Genomic DNA, 20,707 nt, shown 5'->3' on the forward strand with positions numbered 1-20,707 from the left:
TGATTATGATCACATTTTTCAAAAAATATTATTGACATAATATTTACACAAGCAGAGAATGTACCCAACAAAGGTTAGTTTATATAGAAAGAGGGACTTTTTCTATGCTACTTCGTACATATATACACAGATACGTCCATACGAAAGTATTGAGACTTTTACGGTTTAATCCGATAAAAGGTCGTTCTTTGATGGCGCACATCCGTCGTACACGCCATATTATGATGCCGTCGCATCGCTCTTGCTTCTCATACTCACTATTTGCTTCTCAAAACAAACCATCCAACACGGCTCTCTAAGCAGAGTTGTTCTCTCTGTTTAGAGAGTCTCCACAGATTAATTTCTGAATATTTTTGTATTGTCTAGAACAGGCAAAAAATATTTTTTGAAATTAACTTAATCTTATTTAATTTAAAATAAAAATTTCTTACTTTAGTTTTTTATATTAAAAAGCTAGAGCAGGTTGTTTTATTCTAAATAAATCTAGTGCGTTGTTAAAATTAATAGCGCAGGGTAACTTTACGTCAAAAAAATAAATAAAAGGAGTTTATTATGCCAAACTTAAAAATTGCATATAGTCCAAAAGTTGAACAATATTTCTCTACAAATAGAGAATTAGTTGAAATTACCAAAACAGACTTTACTGATGTTGCCGCTATTGTGTTGACAGCAGGAGATGTAGGTGAATACCTTGAACGTATTCAAGCAACAAATTTTGGTATCCCAGTATTTGTTGTTCAAACTGAAGAAGAACAAGTTGATCCGAAATTCTATGATGCTATTTATCATATTCAAGATTTAAATGGTTATGACATTAAGCTTTATAGCCGTCAAATCGAAACTGCAGCAAGACTTTATGAAGAAAAAATGTTACCTCCATTCTTCAAAATGTTAAGTGAATATGTAGAAATGGGTAATATTGCTTTTGACTGTCCGGGACACCAAGGTGGTCAATACTATCGTAAACACCCAGCAGGTCGTTTCCTTTATGACTTCTACGGTGAAAATATTTTCCGTTCAGATATTTGTAATGCTGACGTGAAATTAGGTGACTTGTTAATTCACGAAGGTGCAGCTTGTGATGCACAAAAATATGCGGCTCAAGTATTCAATGCAGATAAAACTTACTTCGTATTAAATGGTACATCTTCTTCAAACAAAGTTGCGTTAAACGCAGTACTTGCTCCGGGCGATTTAGTGTTATTTGACCGTAATAACCATAAATCAAACCACCATGGTGCATTAATTCAAGCGGGTGCAACCCCAATTTACTTAGAAACTGCACGTAACCCATTTGGTTTCATTGGTGGTATCGACAGTCACTGCTTCGAAGAAGATTATTTGAAATCATTAATTAAAGAAGTTGCACCTGAAAAATTAAATCAAAAACGTCCATTCCGTTTAGCGGTTATTCAATTAGGTACTTATGACGGTACAATTTATAACGCTCGTCAAGTGGTAGATAAAATTGGTCATCTTTGTGACTACATCTTATTCGACTCTGCATGGGTAGGTTATGAACAATTCATTCCAATGATGAAAGACTGTTCTCCATTATTGCTTGAATTAAATGAAAATGATCCAGGTATTTTAGTGACTCAATCTGTTCATAAACAACAAGCAGGTTTCTCACAAACTTCACAAATTCACAAAAAAGATAAACACATTAAAGGTCAAGATCGTTATGTAAACCACAAACGTTTCAATAATGCCTTTATGTTACATGCGTCAACCAGTCCGTTCTATCCATTATTTGCGGCATTAGATGTGAATGCGAAAATTCAAGGTAGTGAAGCAGGTCGTCGTTTATGGCATGAATGTGTGAAAGTAGGTATCGAAGCACGTAAATTAGTATTAAATCACTGTGAATTAATTCGTCCATTTATTCCAACCACAATTAAAGGTAAAAAATGGCAAGATTATGACACAGAAGAGATCGCAACTAATCTCGAATTCTTCAAATTCCACCCAACAGATACATGGCATAAATTTGAAGGCTATGCTGATGAACAATACTTCGTTGACCCATGTAAATTCTTGCTTACCACTCCAGGTATCAGCTTAGAAAATGGTGAATATGAAGACTTTGGTATTCCAGCAACCATTCTTGCAAACTACTTACGTGAAAACGGTATTATTCCGGAAAAATGTGACTTGAACTCTATCTTATTCTTGCTCACTCCGGCAGAAACTCTCACCAAAATGCAAACATTGGTAGCTCAAATTGCCTTGTTCGAAAAACACATTAAACAAAACTCTTTATTAAAAGATGTATTGCCAACCGTGTACAAAAACAACGAAGACCGCTACAAAGGCTACACAATCCGTCAATTATGCCAAGAAATGCATGATCTTTATGTCAGCCGCAATGTAAAACAACTTCAAAAAGACCTATTCCGTAAAGCAACATTACCGGAATATGCATTAAATCCACACGATGCGAATATTGAATTCGTTCGTAACAAAGTTGAACTTGTTGCATTAACTGACATTGTTGGTCGCGTAGCTGCGGAAGGTGCATTACCTTATCCTCCAGGTGTGTTATGTGTGGTTCCAGGGGAAAGATGGAGTCCGACTGCACAAAAATACTTCCTCGCATTAGAAGAAGGTATCAACACATTACCTGGTTTCGCACCTGAAATCCAAGGGGTTTACTTACAAAAAGACCCTGATGGACGTACTCGTGCATATGGCTATGTTTTAACTGACTATTAATAAAGTGTGGTTATGAGGTTTTCCCTCATAACCCTCTCAGCACAAACAAAAAAAGTGCGGTTAAAAACATTTAATTTTTTGACCGCACTTTAAGGAGTATAAATTATGAGTGCTAAAAGTAATAAAATTGGTGTGGTTCAACTCACCATTCTGACCATGGTTAATATGATGGGTTCAGGTATCATTATGTTACCGACCAAATTAGCTGAAATTGGGACTATTTCTATCGTTTCTTGGCTTGTAACCGCAGTTGGTTCAACAGCCTTAGCTTATGCATTCGCACAATGCGGTATGTTTAGTAGAAAATCCGGTGGTATGGGTGGCTATGCTGAATACTCTTTCGGTAAAGCCGGTAACTTCATGGCAAACTATACTTATGGTGTGTCGTTAGTTATTGCGAATACTGCGATTGCGATTTCTGCTGTAGGTTATGGTTCAGAGTTCCTCGGTGCAACCCTTTCTCCACTTTCTATCGCATTATGGACAATCTTCACTCTTTGGCTTGCGACTATTCTTAACTTCGGTGGCGCAAGAATTACGGGTAACATCAGTTCATTCACCATTTGGGGTGTAATTATTCCTGTGGTGGGTATTTCAATCATCGGTTGGAAATGGTTTGATGGTTCAATGTATGTAAATTCTTGGAACCCACACAACGTGCCTACTTTTGAAGCGATCGGTGTATCTATTTCAATGACATTATGGGCATTCTTAGGGTTAGAGTCTGCTTGTGCGAACTCTGATGCGGTTGAAAATCCAGAGAAAAACGTACCAATCGCGGTACTTGGTGGTACTTTAGGTGCAGCGGTAATTTATATCGTTTCTACTAACGTTATCGCAGGTATTGTTCCTAACCTTGAACTTGCTAATTCAACAGCACCGTTCGGTTTAGCCTTTGCTCATATGTTTGATGAAACAATCGGTAAAGTCATCATGGGCTTAATGGTGATGTCTTGTTTCGGTTCATTATTAGGTTGGCAGTTCACTATTGCTCAAGTATTCAAATCTTCAGCGGAAGAAGGTTATTTCCCAGCATTCTTCAAAAAAGTTACTAGCAAAGATGCACCAATCGTTGGTATGGTAACTATCACTGCGTTACAAACATTACTATCATTAATGACAATCAGCCCATCATTAAATAAACAATTCAATGTGCTGGTGGATCTAGCGGTAGTAACAAACGTTATTCCATACTTGCTCTCAATGGCTGCACTTGCTGTATTGTTGAAAACTGAAAATGTTCCTCAACAAAAATACAAAAAAACTGTTCTTGTTGCCTTTATTGGTTCAGTCTATAGTATCTATGCGCTTTATGCTGCGGGTGAACAAGCGATGTTATACGGTTCAATTGTGACCTTTATCGGTTGGACATTGTATGGTTTTGTTTCTTACAAATTTGACCTTAAAAAATCTCAAGCTTAATTAAAAAAGAAAAGCCTACATCTTCATGTAGGCCTTTTGAGTAGTAATAAGCTTAAAGTATAAAAGAGCGGTTGAAAATTTAATTGTTTTCAACCGCTCTTTTTATTTAGGACAACACTCTCAACAAAACAGGCTGAAATTCCGTTTGTTGGCCGAGTTTGTGGGTATATCGTTTAACCATCACAAAGGAAAGAGCGGTCAACATAAAGATTAAAATCGCACGGATGAGCTCATTTTCACTGATATAGCTAGAAAGTAATGTTGCAACTAATAGAGTGAAAAGTGGCACGATATACATTAACAGTGCGGAGAAAAGCATGGATTTTTCTTCTAGACCGATTTCTACCATTTGGCCTGTGCGCAGTGGCGTGATGGTTTCTAATGTGAAGATATGTTCGCCTCGTTTTCCGTTAAGCTCAGAAAGGGAAGCTGTTCCACAGGCTTCTCTAGCCGAACAAGCTCCACAGGCGCTTTGTGATTGACATTTCACTTTAGCAAGACCCGTTTCTGCATCATAGCTCATCACTACTGCACTTTCTTTTAGCATTGTGCTTCTCCCATATAAATATCAAAGCGGTGGTTTTTGGTTTCACGACTAACATGGGGTGCTTTTTGCGCTAAAAATTCCGCATAATCAGGACGTTTTACCACCACACGTTTACGGGCTAATTGTAACGCAGGTGTCAAGAGCTCATCGGCATCTAAATCGGCACCAACCAAATGTTGGAATACACGCATTTCTTTTTTAACTAGGGCTGATTTTTGTTTGTGCGGATACATTGGATCCAAATACACCACATCGGCACTCTCGGTTTGTGGATTGAGTTCGGCAATATGATGAACATCTAGCAATTGCATATTTTGTTGCATCATTTCGCCTATTTCTACATCCTGATAAGCGCGGTTGAGCCCATCCTGTAATAATAAATACACCACAGGATGGCGCTCTACTAAGCGCACTTGGCAACCAATAGAAGCTAAAACAAAGGCATCTCGACCAAGTCCGGCTGTAGCATCAATTACGCTAGGTAATTCAGCACCCTTAATGCCTACAGCTTTGGCAACAGCTTCGCCACGTCCACCGCCGAATTTACGACGATGGGCCATTGCACCAGCTACGAAATCTACAAACACATCGCCCAATTTAGGCTCATCGAGTTTACGCAAGGCAAGATGGGTTTCAGTTCGCACCAATGCAAGCGGACTTTCAGTACAATGCTCGATACCAAGAGGGGAACAAAGTGCGGTCAATTCTGACAATGTTCCTGCTTCGGCAAGCAGTTGAATTTTTATTTTCTCACCAGCCATACGCCGCTTTCCATATGATCCGTGTAAGGGAATTGGTCAAACAGTGCCGCTTTTTCAATGCGGTAGGTTTGGCTTAGGGTCTGTAAGTTCTCGCAAAGCGTATGTGGATTACAGGAAATATACAAAATACGATCGTAATTCTGCACCAGTTTTACCGTGTCAGGGTCAAGCCCTGCTCGTGGTGGGTCAACAAAAATCGTATTGCATTGATAGGCTTTTAAATCAATGCCTTTTAAGCGATTAAACTCACGTACGCCATTCATGGCTTGGGTAAACTCTTCTGCGGACATACGGATAATTTGTAGATTATCTATACCATTTTCCGCAATATTAAATTGTGCGGCAGCCACGGATGGCTTGGCGATTTCGGTAGCAAGCACTTTACGGAAATTTTGTGCAAGGGCGATGGAGAAATTGCCATTACCACAGTACAGCTCTAATAAATCCCCTTGCGAACCTTGTGTGCAATTAATCGCCCACTCCAACATTTTGCAATTCACCGCTGCATTAGGCTGGGTAAAGCTGTTTTCCACTTGGCGATAAACATAATTGCGTCCTTTTACCGGTAACACTTCATCGACAAAATCCTGCTCTAAACAGATTTTTTGTTTACTCGCACGACCAATCAACTGCACATCAAAACCAAGTTGTTGTAATGCTTCTTTTAAGCGTGTAGCAGCGCTTTGCCATTCTTCTGTGAGTTGCTTGTGGTAAAGCAGGCTTACAATAATCTTATTGCTGAGCGTGCTCAAATAATCAATTTGAAACAGTTTTTTATGAAGCACTTCCTGCGTTTTTAACAACGGTAATAAGGCTTTCATCATGCGATTGATCAGTTCGCTGGCAATCGGGAACTCATCCACTCGATAGCGCTGCAAGGTGCTTTGATCAAACATAATGTGATAAAAATCGCCTTTATCATGCCAAATACGAAATTCTGCACGCATCCGATAATGGCTGGTTGGCGAATCAAACACGGCTATTTCTGGGGCGTTAAAAGGCTGCAAAAGTGCGGTCAGTTTTTCAGTCTTTTTTTGCAGGAGTTCGGTATATTGGGAAATGGGTAGTTGCATTGATGTTTACGTTTGAATGATAAATATCCCATAGCCCTTGGCAAGCATGGGGATTGAGTAAAAAAGCAAAAGGCAAGCTTCTGCCTGCCTTTTAAAATGTATTATTCGCCAGAATAATCTTCGCCGCCAGAAGCCGCTTCGCTCACATCACCTGATAAGGTGTAAACACGTTTTGTTGTGTTAATGCGAGTACGATATTTATTCCAGGTTTTTTCGAAGAAAGTTTCCGGTGCACGTTCACCACGGCAAAAAGCAACAAATTCTTTTTCTTCTTTTGTCGCTGGCTTGCGCTCGCTTGAATCTAATGCTTTAAACGCTTGACCATATTGCTCTAATACTTGGGATTCTTTGATTGTATAATCACCGTGACGGGAAAATCCGCGTGGGTAGTTTTTGTCGTCAAAAAAACGACGAGTAACACTGAAACTAGCAGCCATAATCATCTCTCTTCTTTATATTTAAAAACGGCAGGCATTAAACCAATTTTTTTTTATTTTTGCAATAAACCTTTCACGGTTTCTACATAATCTTTGACGAAATCATCGTAATTTAAGCCTTCAGGGTTTACACGATATTTGCCATTGACATAGAAATCAGGTACGCCATGTACTTTAAACTGCTCAGCTGCATTCACTTGTTTATTCACTAAACCGTTTACAGCAAAGCTGTTGATGTTGTTATCAAATTGTTCAGCAGTCACACCGTTATCAATGAAGATTTTACGAATATCGTCCATTGAGCTTAATTTATCTTGTTGTGCGGCTTCAAATAAAGGCGCTTTCACTTTGCTTTCTGCACCAAGTGCCATCGCTAATGCCCATGCACGAGTGAGGTTTTCAGATTGACGACCTAAGAAGTTAACGTGATATTGTTTAAATTCAGTGCCTTTTGGTAAGCTTTCTGCAACTTGTTTTGGAATGTGGTATTCCATTTCAAAGGCATAGCAATGCGGGCAGTAGAAAGAGAAAAATTCAATCACTTCAGGCTGTGCAGAAGCGGTTTGACCCACTTGAACGTATTGTTTACCTTCTTCTAGATTAGCTGCGAATGCGTTAAATGAAAATAAAGCACCGAGTAAAAATAAAACTTTTTTCATTTGTTTTCCTTATTTAATAATTCCGCGCGCTTTTAACAATGCGGTTTTAAAATCTTCTTCATAATCTTTTTTGATACCAGGAATTGGCTCAAGTTTATCTGTGCCGTGCATTTTTAAATGATAAATAATCACTTCATCAGATAATTCTGCTACGGGTTTATCAAAACCTGCTTCATCAGCAATTTTTTGCAAAATTTGTAACAAGCTCAGATCTGGGTCTTTAGACCAGTAAGGTTGTAAAAGTTCCAAAACTTCATTTAAACGCTTACATTTCATTGCTATTTCCTTTTAAATGGAGAAAAATAAGGCTAGATCATACTTCAAATAAGGCAATAAGAAAACATGGAATACACAATAAGTGCGGTTATTTTAGCGGGTGGAAAAGCACGGAGGATGAATGGGGCGGATAAAGGCTTGCAGCTTTTACAAAATAAACCATTAATTAGCCATGTGATTGAGCGCTTACAACCTCAAGTGATTGATATTTCAATTAATGCTAATCGCCACCATACGGAATATGCACAATGGGGTTTTCCCGTATTTTCAGATGAATTGCCTGATTTTCAGGGGCCGTTGAGCGGTATATTAACAGCACTTGAACAAGCTAAAACAGATTTTGTACTTTTTGTGCCTTGTGATAGCCCGTATTTTCCACAAAACTTATTAGAAAAATTAAAAAGTGCGGTTAAAAATGACCACACTTTAATGGCTTATGCAAAAGATATGGAGCGTGAACACCCGACATTTTGTTTGATGTCCGTTCAGCTTAAAGATAAGTTACGAGCTTATTTAAACGAAGGCGAACGTCGTTTATTACAATTTATGAACAAAAATGGCGCAGTTGCTGTCCAATTTGACGAACAAGAAGGGCGATTTGTAAATTTTAATACCTTAGAAGATTTACAATAAATTATTTGTTTAACCTTGAATTTTGTAAAAAATTCTCCATTATTGCAGTGTTTACTTTCTATTTTATTGAGGAACTTTATTATGATGCGAATCCTTTTATTTTTAGCCACTAACTTTGCTGTGATGCTTGTGTTAGGGATTATTTTAAATGTGACCGGTATTGCAGGAAATAGTACAGGTGGCATTTTAATTATGGCAATGCTTTTTGGTTTTGCTGGATCATTGATTTCATTATTCTTATCAAAAACCATGGCATTGCGCTCTGTGGGGGCTGAAGTAATTACCGAACCTCGTAATCAAGCGGAGCGTTGGTTAGTAGAAACTGTACGCCGTCAAGCGCAACAAGCAGGTATTCCAATGCCAGATGTGGCGATTTACCATTCTAATGATGCGAATGCTTTTGCTACAGGTGCGACTAAAAACAATTCTTTAGTGGCGATTAGTACAGGCTTATTAAACTCCATGACGGAAGAAGAAGCTGAAGCAGTATTGGCTCATGAGGTCTCACACATCGCGAACGGTGATATGGTGACCATGACTTTATTGCAGGGCGTATTGAATACCTTCGTGATTTTCTTATCTCGCGTGATCGCCAATGTGGTAGCAAGTTCTCGTAATGGCGATGAAGAAAGCCGTAGTTCAGGCATTTATTTCTTGGTTTCAATGGTGTTAGAAATTGTATTTGGTATTTTAGCGAGCATTATCGCGATGTGGTTCTCGCGCTATCGTGAATATCGTGCAGATGCAGGTTCTGCACAGCTTGTTGGAAAAGAAAAAATGATTGCGGCATTGCAACGTTTACAACAAATTCATGAGCCGCAAGAGATGGAAGGTTCACTTAATGCTTTTATGATTAACGGCAAACGTAGCGAACTCTTTATGAGCCATCCTCCGCTTGAAAAACGTATCGAAGCATTACGTAGTTTATAAAAGATAAAAAATAAAGGGCTAAATGTAATATTTAGCCCTTTTTATTTGTAGATTATTTAATATCCGCTAAGACTTTAGTGAGTAATTCCCAGTAAGTTTGTACTGTTGAAATTTGGACTTTTTCATCTGGCGAATGCGCATTACGAATAGTTGGCCCCACAGAAATCATATCAATATTTGGATAATGTTCTTTCAATAAGCCACATTCAAGCCCCGCGTGAATCACTTTAATCTCAGGCTCTTTGCCAAGCACTTCTGCATAATGTTTTTTCATTAAGGCTAAAATTGCAGTGTCGTTTACCGGTTTCCAACCAGGGTAAGAACCTGAGAATTCAACTGTTGCACCAGTGAGTTCAGCGAGTGAAGTTAAGGTTTCTTCTACATACTCTTTACCACTTTCAATAAGCGAACGAATAAGAATCGTACCTTTGATTTTGTCTTCAAGAGTTTTTAATACACCAATGCTCAATGAGCTTTCCACGACATTTTTGATTACATCACTGTTGCGGATCACGCCATTTGGTAAGACGTTCAGCAAATTAATCACTTTTTGAGTGCTTTCAAGCGTGAAGGTTTGTTTTGGATTTTCAACTTGCTCAAAGGTTAATGTTAAGTTCGGCTCAGCGATAGCAAGCTCTTCTTTCAATAAAATTTCAAAATTTTTGACCGCACTTTTTACGCTTTCTACATCATGATTGAAGCAAATGGTTGCAGCCGCTTCACGTGGAATCGCATTACGAATTGAGCCACCACGAATTTCTGCAAGGGCAAAGTGCGGTTGATTTTGTGTAAGTTTTGCTAATAAGCGTGCTAATACTTTAATTGCATTCGCACGTGTGGTGTGAATATCACAACCAGAGTGACCGCCTCGTAAACCTTTTAAGTTAATTTGCAAAGTGTGGTTGAATGAATTGGTTTCACGGTGAACAGGTAGCTCAACATTAGCATTCACACCACCAGCACAACCAATATAAATTTCACCGATTTCTTCGGTATCGGTATTAATTAAGATTTCTGATTTTAACCAGTTACGACGAAGGTGTACGGCACCATCCATGCCGGTTTCTTCAGTCATGGTGAGTAACACTTCAAGTGGTGGGTGTGCAATATCGGTACTTTCTAATACCGCTAAGGTCGAGGCTAAACCAATACCGTTATCCGCGCCAAGTGTCGTACCTTTTGCTTTTACCCAATCCCCATCAATATAAGGGCGAATAGGGTCTTGGGTAAAATTATGCGGATTGCCTTCATTGGCTTGTGGCACCATATCTAAATGTGCCTGTAAGACAACAGGTTGGCTGTTTTCCATCCCGGCTGTAGCCGGTTTACGAATTAATACATTGCCGGTCTCATCACGTTCTGCAAAGAATTGTTTTTCTTTCGCCCAGTTGACAATAAAAGTGGCGAGTGCATCTTCGTGATGAGAAGGATGTGGAATCGCACAAATTTGATCAAACCATTTCCAAAGTAATTGCGGTTGTAATGTGGTAATTTCTGACATAATGAACTCCTTTTTTCATTAAAATTTTTGCGGAAATCATAGCATAAAACGCCAATTCAGGTTAAAATTCTGCAATTTTTTTATTTAGCGACAAAGTTTAAGGTATTTGTTATGAGCGAAAAATATGTTGTGACTTGGGATATGTTCCAAATGCATGCCCGCAAATTAGCGGAACGTTTACTTCCTGCCACTCAGTGGAAAGGTATCATCGCAGTAAGTCGTGGTGGTTTATTCCCAGCAGCGGTACTTGCTCGCGAATTAAATATTCGTTTCGTAGAAACCGTGTGTATTGCGAGTTACGATCACGATGAACAAGGTGCATTAAAAGTATTACACCGAGCAGATGGTGATGGTGAAGGTATGATCGTGGTAGACGATTTGGTAGATACCGGCAACACTGCTCGTGCAATTCGTGAAATGTATCCGAAAGCAAAATTTGTCACAGTATTCGCAAAACCAGCAGGTGCTGAGTTAGTGGATGATTACGTGATTGATATTCCACAAAATACTTGGATTGAACAACCTTGGGATTTAGGTTTAACTTTTGTGCCACCATTAGCAAGAAAATAATAAAACCTAAATATAAAATTTTGTTACGCCGGTGCTTTTATAGTTCCGGCGTAATAATTATGACCAATTTATTTTGATTATGAATAATATGGACGCACAAAAAGCGCTAGAGCGATCTTACGTTTCCTCACTTGAAAATAAAGAATATGATGAAGCAGTCAAGCTGGCTGAAACGCTTTGCTTACTTGATCCTAATAATCCCGAATACTCTCATAAAATTGCTTATGTTTATTTGCAACAATTAAAATGGGAAGAGGCAATTGAGGCAGAATTAAAAACATTAAAAATAGATGCGCAATATATTCCGGCTTTAGATTTATTGGCACATGCTTATGGTGCACTAGATGATTGGGAGCGCTCAGGTTTTTATGGTAGTTTAGCCCTTGAGTTGAAAGATAAAGCTATTCCCGTTCCAACACAGGAAATGGTTCCTGCGTCTGCGCCTAAAAATGGTAAGCGAATTATCGCATTTTCTTTATTTGGTAATAACTCCAAATATATTGAGCCGGCTGTATTAAATACGCAAGTTTCTCCGATGTTATTCCCAGGTTGGGTATGCCGTTTTTATGTAGATGATTCAGTTTCTCCTGAAGCGATTCAACGATTAAAAAATAATGGTGCGGAAGTAGTTTATGTCACTTCACCTGTGAATAAATGGCCTGGTGCAATGTGGCGTTTTCTTGCAATTAATGATCCCGAAGCTGAGTATGTGATCTTCCGTGATGCTGACTCAGTAGTTTCTCACCGAGAAGCAGAAGCCGTGGCCGAATGGATTGAAAGTGGTCATTCATTCCATACAATGCGTGATTCTGGCTCCCATACCGCACTTATTTTAGCGGGGATGTGGGGGGCTAAAGCTGGTGCGGTGCCAGATATGGAAGCAAGAATTCAATGTTTTGTTGATAAGGGATATGACTCTCGCCATTTTGCCGATCAGGATTTCCTTGCTGAAGACTTGTGGGGTTATATTCGCCAAGATGTATTTTCGCATGATAGAGTATTTAACTTCTGTAATGCAAAACCTTTCCCTGGGGAGTTTTACCCTCATTACCAAATTGCGCATTGCGAAGGGGCAAGCAGTTTTGATGCGAAAACCTCTTTTGAAGAAGGAAGCAAAGTCAGATGGACGTTATATTCAAAAATATCGCCTATGGTGAATGTCGATTATTCCTTTATTCGTGTGCCTGAATTTAAAGTTTGCAGCTATGAAACTATCGTAGAGAATGGTCGATTTGAAGCATCAATACCAAGACGTTATGGATTCGCTTTTAAAGAAGGCTTAGCTAGAATAGATATTAAAAAAGCCTAAGTTATCTGTTTTAACTATCAACATAAGGATTATTCATGTCAACTCAACCGCGTTTTGTACATCTTCGTACACACACCGATTTTTCAATGATCGATGGTATTGTGAAAGTGAAACCATTGGTCAAAGCGTGTGCTGCAAACAATATGGTTGCGTTGGCATTAACGGATTTTACCAATTTCTGTGGTGTGGTGCGTTTTTATGGTGAAACCCTTTCTTCGGGAATTAAACCGATTATTGGCGCAGATGTTCATGTTAAAAGTGAGCTATGCGGTGAGGAATTATTCACCCTCACTTTACTTGCCAAGAACAATGAAGGCTATAAAAACATCACTTTACTGCTTTCAAAAGCCTATCAACGCGGCTATGTGGACTTGCCTTATATCGACCAGGAATGGTTGATTGAACACCGTGAGGGTGTAATTGTTTTATCAGGTGGCACACAAGGCGATATCGCAAAAAAACTCCTTAAAGAAAATATTTCCGAAGCGGAAAGTGCGGTCAGTTTTTATCAAGAATTTTTTCCTGACCATTTTTATCTTTCGCTTTCCAGAACAGGGCGTCCAGATGAAGAGCGTTATATTCAAGCCGCATTAAAATTGGCTGAGGAACATGATTTACCGCTTGTTGCAACCAACGATGTTGTCTTTCTCGCACCTGATGATTTTGAGGCACACGAAATTCGAGTTGCTATTCATGATGGCTATACCCTTGACGATCCGAAACGTCCAAAACGTTATACCGAGCAACAATATTTCCGCTCAGAAGAAGAGATGTGCGACTTATTTGCGGACATTCCTTCAGCACTTGAAAATACGGTATTAATAGCGCAACGCTGTAATGTGATTTTGCGTTTAGGGCAATATTTCCTCCCTCAATTTCCAACTGGCGAACTGAGTACGGAAGATTATTTGGTGATGAAATCTAAAGAGGGTTTAGAAGAGCGTTTGGCGTTTTTATTCCCTGATGAAAAAGTGCGGGCAGAAAGACGACCAGAATATGATGAGCGCCTTCAAGTTGAACTTGATGTGATCAACCAAATGGGTTTCCCGGGTTACTTCTTAATCGTCATGGAGTTTATCCAGTGGTCAAAAGACAATGATATTCCGGTAGGACCAGGACGTGGCTCTGGTGCTGGTTCATTGGTGGCTTATGCACTAAAAATTACCGATTTAGATCCCCTTGAATTCGATCTTCTTTTTGAGCGTTTCCTCAATCCAGAGCGTGTTTCTATGCCCGATTTCGACGTGGATTTCTGTATGGATGGACGGGATCGTGTTATCGATCATGTCGCAGAAACCTATGGTCGTGGTGCGGTATCACAAATTATTACCTTTGGTACCATGGCGGCCAAAGCGGTAATTCGAGATGTAGGTCGCGTATTAGGCCATCCTTATGGCTTCGTGGATCGTATTTCGAAAATGATTCCCCCTGATCCCGGCATGACTTTAGCCAAGGCTTTTGAGGCTGAACCACAGTTACAAGTGGCATATGATTCAGATGAAGAAGTCAAAGCCCTAATTGATATGGCGCGTAAGCTAGAAGGTGTCACTCGAAATGCAGGTAAACACGCGGGTGGCGTGGTAATTTCGCCTTCTTTGATTACAGACTTTGCGCCACTTTATTGTGACAATGAGGGGCTTCATCCGGTTACTCACTTCGATAAAAATGACGTGGAATATGCGGGTTTAGTGAAGTTTGACTTCTTAGGTTTGCGTACACTCACCATTATCAAATGGGCGTTGGATATGATTAACGCTCGCCTTGCTCGTGAAGGCAAACCGCCAGTTGATATTGCTGCTATTCCATTGGATGATCCAGAATCCTTTGATTTGCTGAAACGGTCTGAAACGACCGCCGTATTCCAGTTGGAATCGCGCGGAATGAAAGATTTGATTAAACGTCTTCAACCAGACTGTTTTGAAGATATTATCGCATTGGTAGCGTTATTCCGACCAGGTCCATTACAATCAGGCATGGTGGATAACTTTATTGACCGTAAACATGGTCGTGAGGAAGTGTCTTATCCTGATGCAAACTACCAACATGAAAGCCTTAAACCGATTCTAGAGCCAACTTACGGTATTATTTTGTATCAAGAGCAAGTCATGCAGATTGCTCAGGTGTTAGCGGGTTATACCCTCGGTGGTGCGGACTTATTACGTCGTGCGATGGGTAAGAAAAAGCCGGAAGAAATGGCGAAACAGCGCTCAGTGTTTAAAGAAGGCGCTGAAAAAAATGGCGTTGATGGCGAACTTTCCATGAAGATTTTCGACTTGGTGGAAAAATTTGCCGGCTATGGTTTCAATAAATCGCACTCTGCCGCTTACGCATTGGTATCTTACCAAACTCTTTGGCTGAAAACCCATTTCCCTGCTGAGTTTATGGCAGCAGTAATGACCTCGGAAATGGATAATACGGATAAAATTGTTGGCTTGTACGATGAATGTTTGCGTATGGGCTTAAAAGTTACCCCACCGGATATCAACGTAGGGAAACATCATTTCAGCGTGAATGAAAATGGTGAAATTGTTTACGGCATCGGTGCAATTAAAGGTGTAGGGGAAGGTCCGATTGAGGCATTGATTACCGCACGTAATGAAGGTGGGATTTTCAGAGATTTATTTGATTTATGTGCTCGCGTTGATTTGAAGAAAATTAACCGTCGTACCTTTGAAAGTCTGATCATGTCGGGCGCATTTGATAAGCTAGGACCACACCGTGCGGCGTTATCTAAGAATCTCGAAGATGCACTCAAAGCGTCAGATCAGCATGCAAAAGATGAGGCCATGGGACAAGCCGATATGTTCGGTGTACTGACAGAAACACATGAAGAAGTGGAAAATGCTTATGCCCATACGCCACCTTACACAGAAAAACAAATTTTAGATGGTGAGCGTGAAACCCTAGGCTTGTATTTAAGTAGCCATCCAGTGAGTCGTTATTTGAAAGAGCTTTCTCATTACAGCTCTACGCGATTAAAAGATCTCACGCCAAACCGCCGTGGGCAAATTAGTACGGCAGCAGGTTTGCTGGTATCAACTCGCTTCGCGACAACGAAAAAAGGCAATCGAATTGGTATCGCAACTATTGATGACCGTTCTGGGCGTTTAGACCTAACCCTATTCGGTGAAAGCTTAGACCAATTCGGCGAAAAACTGCAAAAAGATACAGTTGTGGTGGTATCTGGCCAAGTGAGTTTTGACGATTTTTCAGGCGGATTAAAAATGTCGGTACGGGATTTGATGACTTTGGATGAAGCACGTTCCCGTTATGCGAAATCCTTGGCAATAAGTTTGTCAGAGGAACAGATTAACCCAAGTTTTATTAAGAAACTGAAAGAAATGTTAGAGCCGGTTAGTGGTGGCACCTTACCGATTAACGTATATTATCAAAGCGCAAAAGGTCGTGCGTTATTGCGTTTAGGGATTCAATGGTCGATTACACCAACTGATGACATTCTAACAGAATTGGTGAATTTGCTCGGCGAAAATGCAGTAGAGCTAGAATTCGGTTAATATTCCAGTCAAAGTGCGGTCAAAAAATCAGTGTTTTTTTTAGCCGCACTTTAGTCGATATAAATAAAGCGAGAGATAAAATGGAAAAAATCATTATTGATGCAGACAGATTTTTACGTACCATTTCACGTATTTCCCATGAAATTATTGAAAAGCACCAAGATTTCGATAATGTGATTTTAGTTGGGGTGAAACGCCGTGGTGCTGAAATTGCCGAATTAATTCAACGTCGCATTGAAGAGTTGAATGGTGTGAGTCTTCCAATGATGGAATTGGATATCACATTTTACCGCGATGACTTAGAGTATGTTGAACCTGAAAATCCAACCCCTGTGTATAGCGGTGCCTCAAGTTATATGAATATTCAGGGTAAAGAAGTCATTTTGATCGATGACGTGCTCTTTACCGGGAGAACGATTCGTGCCGCGATGGATGCGTTAACAGATTTTGGTCGAGCTGCTAAAATTGAATTGGTGATTTTAGTGGATCGCGGACATCGTGAATTACCGATTCGGGCAGATTATGTAGGTAAAAATGTGCCGACTTCCCGTGATGAACAAGTTCAAGTGCGTACATTAAAATACGATGGTTGTTATGAAGTGGCATTATTGCCTAAATAACTATCAGCCTATTGTGAACCTTTGATAAAATTGATAATCTAACGAGCATTATCCTATTATTTTTTAAGACAACTAAAATGAAAAAATCAATGTTAAAATCTCTTTTATTTGCCATGATCGGTCTGTTTACTTTTTCTCAAGTACAAGCAGAAGAACGCGTTGTAGCGACCGTAAATGGTACACCAATTTTACAAAGCCAAGTGAATGCTGTAATGGGTAAAAAAGGTAGCCAACGTGCGGCATTAGATAAGATTATTGATGATATGCTGACTGATAAGGCTATCAAAGAATCAGGCGTAAAAGTAAACCAAGCGGAAGTAAACCGTATCGTAGAAGATATTGCGGCAAAAAATGGTTTAACTTATGGTCAATTCTTAGATGCGTTGGATTATCAAGGCATTTCCTTAAATGCATTTAAACAACAAATTTCTCGCCAAATGTTAATGGCGGGTGTGCGTAACCATGCTATTCAAAACAGCGTAGATGTGACTCGCGAGCAAGTGGATGCATTGGGTAAACAAATGCTCGATGAAGCGAAAGCAAAAGGTACCGCACAAAAAGTGATGGGTAAAGAGTATGAAGTTCGTCATATTTTATTAAAATTAAACCCATTACTGAACGATGCTCAAGCTAAAGCAGAATTAGAACGTATTCGTAGCGAGATTATTTCTGGCAAAATGACATTTGCTGATGCAGCATTAAAATATTCTAAAGATTATTTATCAGGTGCGAATGGCGGAAGCTTAGGCTATGCTTTCCCAGAAGCTTATGTAGGTCCATTTGCAAAAATGGTTGAAACCACACCACAAGGTACTATTTCTGCACCGTTTAAATCTGAATTTGGTTGGCATATTCTCGAAGTAACCGGTAGTCGTGATGGCGATAAAACAGAAGATGCCTATCGTCAAAAAGCTTACGAACAAATCGTGAATAGCCAATTACAAGATGCAACCAAAGACTGGGTGAAAGCATTACGTAAAAATGCTGATATTCAATATTTCGATAAGTAACAGAAACCGTTAGAATAAGGGGGCATTTTTGCCCCTTTTGTCGTTTTTATAAAATGAGTGACGCATGAAAAAATTTTTTGTCTTTTTACTGATTATCTTGCTAATTCTTGGCGGTGTTGGTTTTTGGGGTTATCAAAAATTAACTGAGTTTGTTCATACGCCGGTGAATGTCACGCAAGATCAATTGCTTACAATTGAGCGAGGCACTACTGGCAGTAAACTCGCCGCTTTATTAGAGCAAGAAAAAATTCTTGAACATGCCGATTTATTGCCTTGGTTATTGAAATTACAACCTCAGCTCAACAAAGTGAAAGCGGGGACTTATTCTTTAACGGGCGTGAAAACGTTACAAGATTTATTGGATATGCTCAATTCCGGCAAGGAAGCGCAATTTAGCGTGAAGTTTATTGAAGGTAAAACGTTCAAGGAATGGCGTAAAAACCTTGAAAGCGCACCGCACTTAAAACAAACCTTGCAAGGTAAAACGGATAAAGAGATCATGGCGTTATTGGATATTCCAGCCGTTGCAAAAGCCGTTTTCGAATGGAATAACATGGATGGATGGTTGTATCCAGATACCTATAATTACACGCCTAACTCGACGGATCTTGAATTATTAAAACGTTCAGCTACTCGCTTACAAAAAGCTTTAGATAAAGCGTGGAATGAACGTGATGAAAATCTCCCATTAGCAGATCCATATCAGATGCTAATTTTGGCTTCTATTGTGGAGAAAGAAACAGGAATTGCAGCGGAGCGTCCACAAGTGGCTTCCGTATTTATTAATCGTTTAAAAGCCAATATGAAACTGCAAACTGACCCAACCGTGATTTATGGAATGGGTGAGCGTTATACCGGCAATATTCGTAAAAAAGATTTGGAAACGATGACCCCTTACAATACCTATATGATTGAGGGGCTACCACCAACACCAATTGCGATGGTGAGTGAAAGTGCTTTGCAGGCCGTGGCTCATCCAGCAAAAACGGACTTTTATTATTTTGTTGCCGATGGAAGTGGCGGTCATAAATTTACTCGTAATCTGAACGAGCATAATAAAGCAGTGAAAGAATATTTACGTTGGTATCGTAGCCAACAAAAAGGAGCCAACTAATGCAAGGCAAATTTATCGTGATTGAAGGCTTGGAAGGTGCAGGTAAAAGTACCGCCATGCAAACGGTGGTGGATACATTAAAATCCCTTGGTGTAAATGATATCGTATTTACTCGTGAGCCAGGTGGTACTCCGCTAGCAGAAAAATTGCGCCATTTAATCAAGCATGAAACAGAAGAACCCGTTACGGATAAAGCGGAATTATTAATGCTTTATGCGGCACGAATTCAATTGGTAAAAAATGTGATTAAGCCAGCATTGGCAGAAGGTAAAATTGTGCTTGGCGATCGACATGATATGTCTTCACAGGCTTATCAAGGCGGTGGGCGTCAGTTTGACCAAACACTTATGGCGAATTTAAAAAATATGGTATTAGGCGATTTTGAGCCTGATTTTGTACTGTATTTAGACATTGATCCTGCAGAAGGGCTGGCTCGTGCTAGAGGTCGTGGTGAATTAGACCGCATTGAACAACAAGGACTCGATTTCTTCCATCGTACCCGCCAACGTTATTTGGAATTAGTACAGAACAACCCAAAAACCGCTGTTGTTAATGCAGGTCAGCCTTTGGAAAAAGTACAAGCAGACATACAAAGTGCGGTCAAAAATTGGTGGGTTTCACAAGCAAAATGAGCGAACTTTATCCTTGGTTAGTGCCTACTTATCACAAAATTAGCCAAACTTTTAGCGAAGGTTTGGGGCATCATGCATTATTGATTAAAGCTGATCAAGGTCTCGGTGCTGAAGGTTTGTTTGAGGCTTTGACAAAACACATTATGTGTCAAACGCCAGATAATGCACCTTGTGGCCATTGTCATGCTTGCCATTTAATGGCAGCGCACAGTCATCCTGATTTTCATGTTTTAGCCTCTCAAGAAGGCAAAGATATTGGTGTTGATCAGGTAAGGGCAATTAATGATGTTGTCAGCCAACACGCGCAACAAAATGGCAATAAATTAGTATATATCCAGGATGCAGAACGTCTTACGGAAGCGGCAGCGAATGCATTGCTCAAAACCTTGGAAGAGCCACGTCCAAACACGTATTTCTTATTACAAACAGAGCCTTCCTCTTCGTTGTTAGCGACTATTTACAGCCGTTGCCAAGTGTGGAATGTGCCTTTGCCAATGGAAATGGAAGCCCTAAATTGGCTTTCTTCTCAATTTCAGGCAGAAACATCAGAATTATTAACCGCACTTGCGATGAATTTGGGGCGTCCGCTGTTAGCATTGGAAACCCTCCAGCAAGGATTAATTGAACAACGGAAGAATTTCCTACGCCAATTTTGGCTTTTTTATCGTCGTCGTTCGCCTTTGGAAATTTTGCCTTTCTTTGAAAAAGAGCGCACCATACAACAAGTGGATTGGATTTTAGCGTTTTTAAGCGATGCCATTAAATACAAACTCGAAATACAAAGTGGCTGGCAAACACTTGATCTTAAAACAGGTGTAACTCAATTTGCAGATGAGCAAACAGCGCTTGGGTTATTAACCGCAAATAAAATTATGCAAAAAGTACGCTCGGATTTACTCACTATCAACGGCGTTAACACAGAATTAATGTTATTAGATGGTTTGACAAAGTTAATTACCGACGTATTTAAGGACTAAATAAAT

The 20,707-nt window shown here is 39.7% G+C and carries 20 protein-coding genes; 13 read left to right on the forward strand and 7 right to left on the reverse strand.

Going from position 1 to position 20,707, the window contains the following annotated elements:
- Nucleotides 1–104: 104 nt before the first annotated feature.
- The 3 genes from speFL to potE all read left to right on the forward strand — a co-directional run bounded on the left by speFL (nucleotide 105) and on the right by potE (nucleotide 4,137).
- Nucleotides 105–299, forward strand: a complete 195-nt coding sequence (gene speFL / locus INP95_RS09885; RefSeq protein WP_197545070.1) for a leader peptide SpeFL — start codon at nucleotides 105–107, stop codon at nucleotides 297–299.
- Nucleotides 300–552: 253 nt separating this feature from the next.
- On the forward strand, nucleotides 553–2,715 hold the full coding sequence (gene speF / locus INP95_RS02660; RefSeq protein ID WP_197560843.1) for an ornithine decarboxylase SpeF: 2,163 nt from the start codon (nucleotides 553–555) through the stop codon (nucleotides 2,713–2,715).
- 105 nt (nucleotides 2,716–2,820) lie between these two features.
- Nucleotides 2,821–4,137: a putrescine-ornithine antiporter gene (potE, locus tag INP95_RS02665; RefSeq protein ID WP_232088524.1), complete on the forward strand. Its 1,317-nt coding sequence runs from the start codon at nucleotides 2,821–2,823 to the stop codon at nucleotides 4,135–4,137.
- A gap of 106 nt (nucleotides 4,138–4,243) precedes the next feature.
- On the opposite strand, the gene INP95_RS02670 is transcribed toward potE, so the two are convergent.
- The 6 genes from INP95_RS02670 to INP95_RS02695 all read right to left on the reverse strand — a co-directional run bounded on the left by INP95_RS02670 (nucleotide 4,244) and on the right by INP95_RS02695 (nucleotide 7,890).
- Complete coding sequence (locus INP95_RS02670; RefSeq protein WP_197560844.1) at nucleotides 4,244–4,684, reverse strand: SoxR reducing system RseC family protein; 441 nt, start codon at nucleotides 4,682–4,684, stop codon at nucleotides 4,244–4,246.
- Entirely contained in the window at nucleotides 4,678–5,445 is a 768-nt protein-coding gene (locus tag INP95_RS02675; protein WP_197560845.1) for a class I SAM-dependent methyltransferase, read from the reverse strand. Before INP95_RS02675 ends, INP95_RS02670 begins: the two co-directional genes overlap by 7 nt.
- A complete protein-coding gene (gene trmA, locus INP95_RS02680; RefSeq protein ID WP_197560846.1) occupies nucleotides 5,427–6,518 on the reverse strand; it encodes a tRNA (uridine(54)-C5)-methyltransferase TrmA in 1,092 nt (363 codons plus the stop codon). The genes INP95_RS02675 and trmA overlap by 19 nt, the downstream gene beginning before the upstream one ends.
- A 101-nt stretch (nucleotides 6,519–6,619) precedes the next feature.
- Nucleotides 6,620–6,955 (reverse strand): MaoP family protein, encoded by a 336-nt coding sequence (gene maoP, locus INP95_RS02685; RefSeq protein WP_197560847.1) that lies wholly within the window; start codon nucleotides 6,953–6,955, stop codon nucleotides 6,620–6,622.
- A gap of 53 nt (nucleotides 6,956–7,008) precedes the next feature.
- Nucleotides 7,009–7,614: a thiol:disulfide interchange protein DsbA gene (dsbA, locus tag INP95_RS02690; RefSeq protein ID WP_049370007.1), complete on the reverse strand. Its 606-nt coding sequence runs from the start codon at nucleotides 7,612–7,614 to the stop codon at nucleotides 7,009–7,011.
- Nucleotides 7,615–7,623: 9 nt separating this feature from the next.
- Complete coding sequence (locus tag INP95_RS02695; RefSeq protein WP_005694923.1) at nucleotides 7,624–7,890, reverse strand: YihD family protein; 267 nt, start codon at nucleotides 7,888–7,890, stop codon at nucleotides 7,624–7,626.
- Between the two features lie 66 nt (nucleotides 7,891–7,956).
- On the opposite strand from INP95_RS02695, the gene mobA reads away from it, so the two are divergent.
- Nucleotides 7,957–8,523 carry a molybdenum cofactor guanylyltransferase MobA gene (gene mobA / locus INP95_RS02700; RefSeq protein WP_197560848.1) on the forward strand — a complete coding sequence of 189 codons (567 nt, stop codon included), beginning with the start codon at nucleotides 7,957–7,959 and terminating at the stop codon, nucleotides 8,521–8,523.
- Between the two features lie 78 nt (nucleotides 8,524–8,601).
- Complete coding sequence (gene htpX, locus INP95_RS02705) at nucleotides 8,602–9,453, forward strand: protease HtpX (protein WP_192829122.1); 852 nt, start codon at nucleotides 8,602–8,604, stop codon at nucleotides 9,451–9,453.
- Nucleotides 9,454–9,505: 52 nt separating this feature from the next.
- On the opposite strand, the gene INP95_RS02710 is transcribed toward htpX, so the two are convergent.
- Complete coding sequence (locus INP95_RS02710; protein WP_197560849.1) at nucleotides 9,506–10,954, reverse strand: aminoacyl-histidine dipeptidase; 1,449 nt, start codon at nucleotides 10,952–10,954, stop codon at nucleotides 9,506–9,508.
- A 111-nt stretch (nucleotides 10,955–11,065) separates the two neighbouring features.
- Between INP95_RS02710 and gpt the strand changes: the two genes are divergently transcribed.
- The 8 genes from gpt to INP95_RS02750 all read left to right on the forward strand — a co-directional run bounded on the left by gpt (nucleotide 11,066) and on the right by INP95_RS02750 (nucleotide 20,701).
- On the forward strand, nucleotides 11,066–11,524 hold the full coding sequence (gpt, locus tag INP95_RS02715; protein WP_049364228.1) for a xanthine phosphoribosyltransferase: 459 nt from the start codon (nucleotides 11,066–11,068) through the stop codon (nucleotides 11,522–11,524).
- Nucleotides 11,525–11,612: 88 nt separating this feature from the next.
- Nucleotides 11,613–12,833, forward strand: a complete 1,221-nt coding sequence (locus INP95_RS02720; RefSeq protein WP_232088525.1) for a tetratricopeptide repeat protein — start codon at nucleotides 11,613–11,615, stop codon at nucleotides 12,831–12,833.
- Nucleotides 12,834–12,868: 35 nt separating this feature from the next.
- Nucleotides 12,869–16,348 (forward strand): DNA polymerase III subunit alpha, encoded by a 3,480-nt coding sequence (gene dnaE / locus INP95_RS02725; RefSeq protein WP_197560851.1) that lies wholly within the window; start codon nucleotides 12,869–12,871, stop codon nucleotides 16,346–16,348.
- Between the two features lie 80 nt (nucleotides 16,349–16,428).
- Nucleotides 16,429–16,968 (forward strand): bifunctional pyr operon transcriptional regulator/uracil phosphoribosyltransferase PyrR, encoded by a 540-nt coding sequence (gene pyrR / locus INP95_RS02730; RefSeq protein WP_049365120.1) that lies wholly within the window; start codon nucleotides 16,429–16,431, stop codon nucleotides 16,966–16,968.
- A gap of 77 nt (nucleotides 16,969–17,045) precedes the next feature.
- The gene (locus INP95_RS02735) at nucleotides 17,046–17,978 is read left to right on the forward strand and encodes a peptidylprolyl isomerase (protein WP_049365121.1); all 933 of its coding nucleotides are present in this window, start codon (nucleotides 17,046–17,048) and stop codon (nucleotides 17,976–17,978) included.
- A 64-nt stretch (nucleotides 17,979–18,042) separates the two neighbouring features.
- Complete coding sequence (gene mltG / locus INP95_RS02740; protein WP_197560852.1) at nucleotides 18,043–19,092, forward strand: endolytic transglycosylase MltG; 1,050 nt, start codon at nucleotides 18,043–18,045, stop codon at nucleotides 19,090–19,092.
- Nucleotides 19,092–19,724, forward strand: coding sequence for a dTMP kinase (gene tmk, locus INP95_RS02745; RefSeq protein ID WP_197560853.1), 633 nt, complete (start codon nucleotides 19,092–19,094; stop codon nucleotides 19,722–19,724). Before mltG ends, tmk begins: the two co-directional genes overlap by 1 nt.
- On the forward strand, nucleotides 19,721–20,701 hold the full coding sequence (locus INP95_RS02750; RefSeq protein ID WP_197560854.1) for a DNA polymerase III subunit delta': 981 nt from the start codon (nucleotides 19,721–19,723) through the stop codon (nucleotides 20,699–20,701). The genes tmk and INP95_RS02750 overlap by 4 nt, the downstream gene beginning before the upstream one ends.
- Nucleotides 20,702–20,707 lie beyond the last annotated feature (6 nt).

The organism is Haemophilus parainfluenzae, assembly GCF_014931375.1.
Classification (GTDB): Bacteria; Pseudomonadota; Gammaproteobacteria; order Enterobacterales; family Pasteurellaceae; genus Haemophilus_D.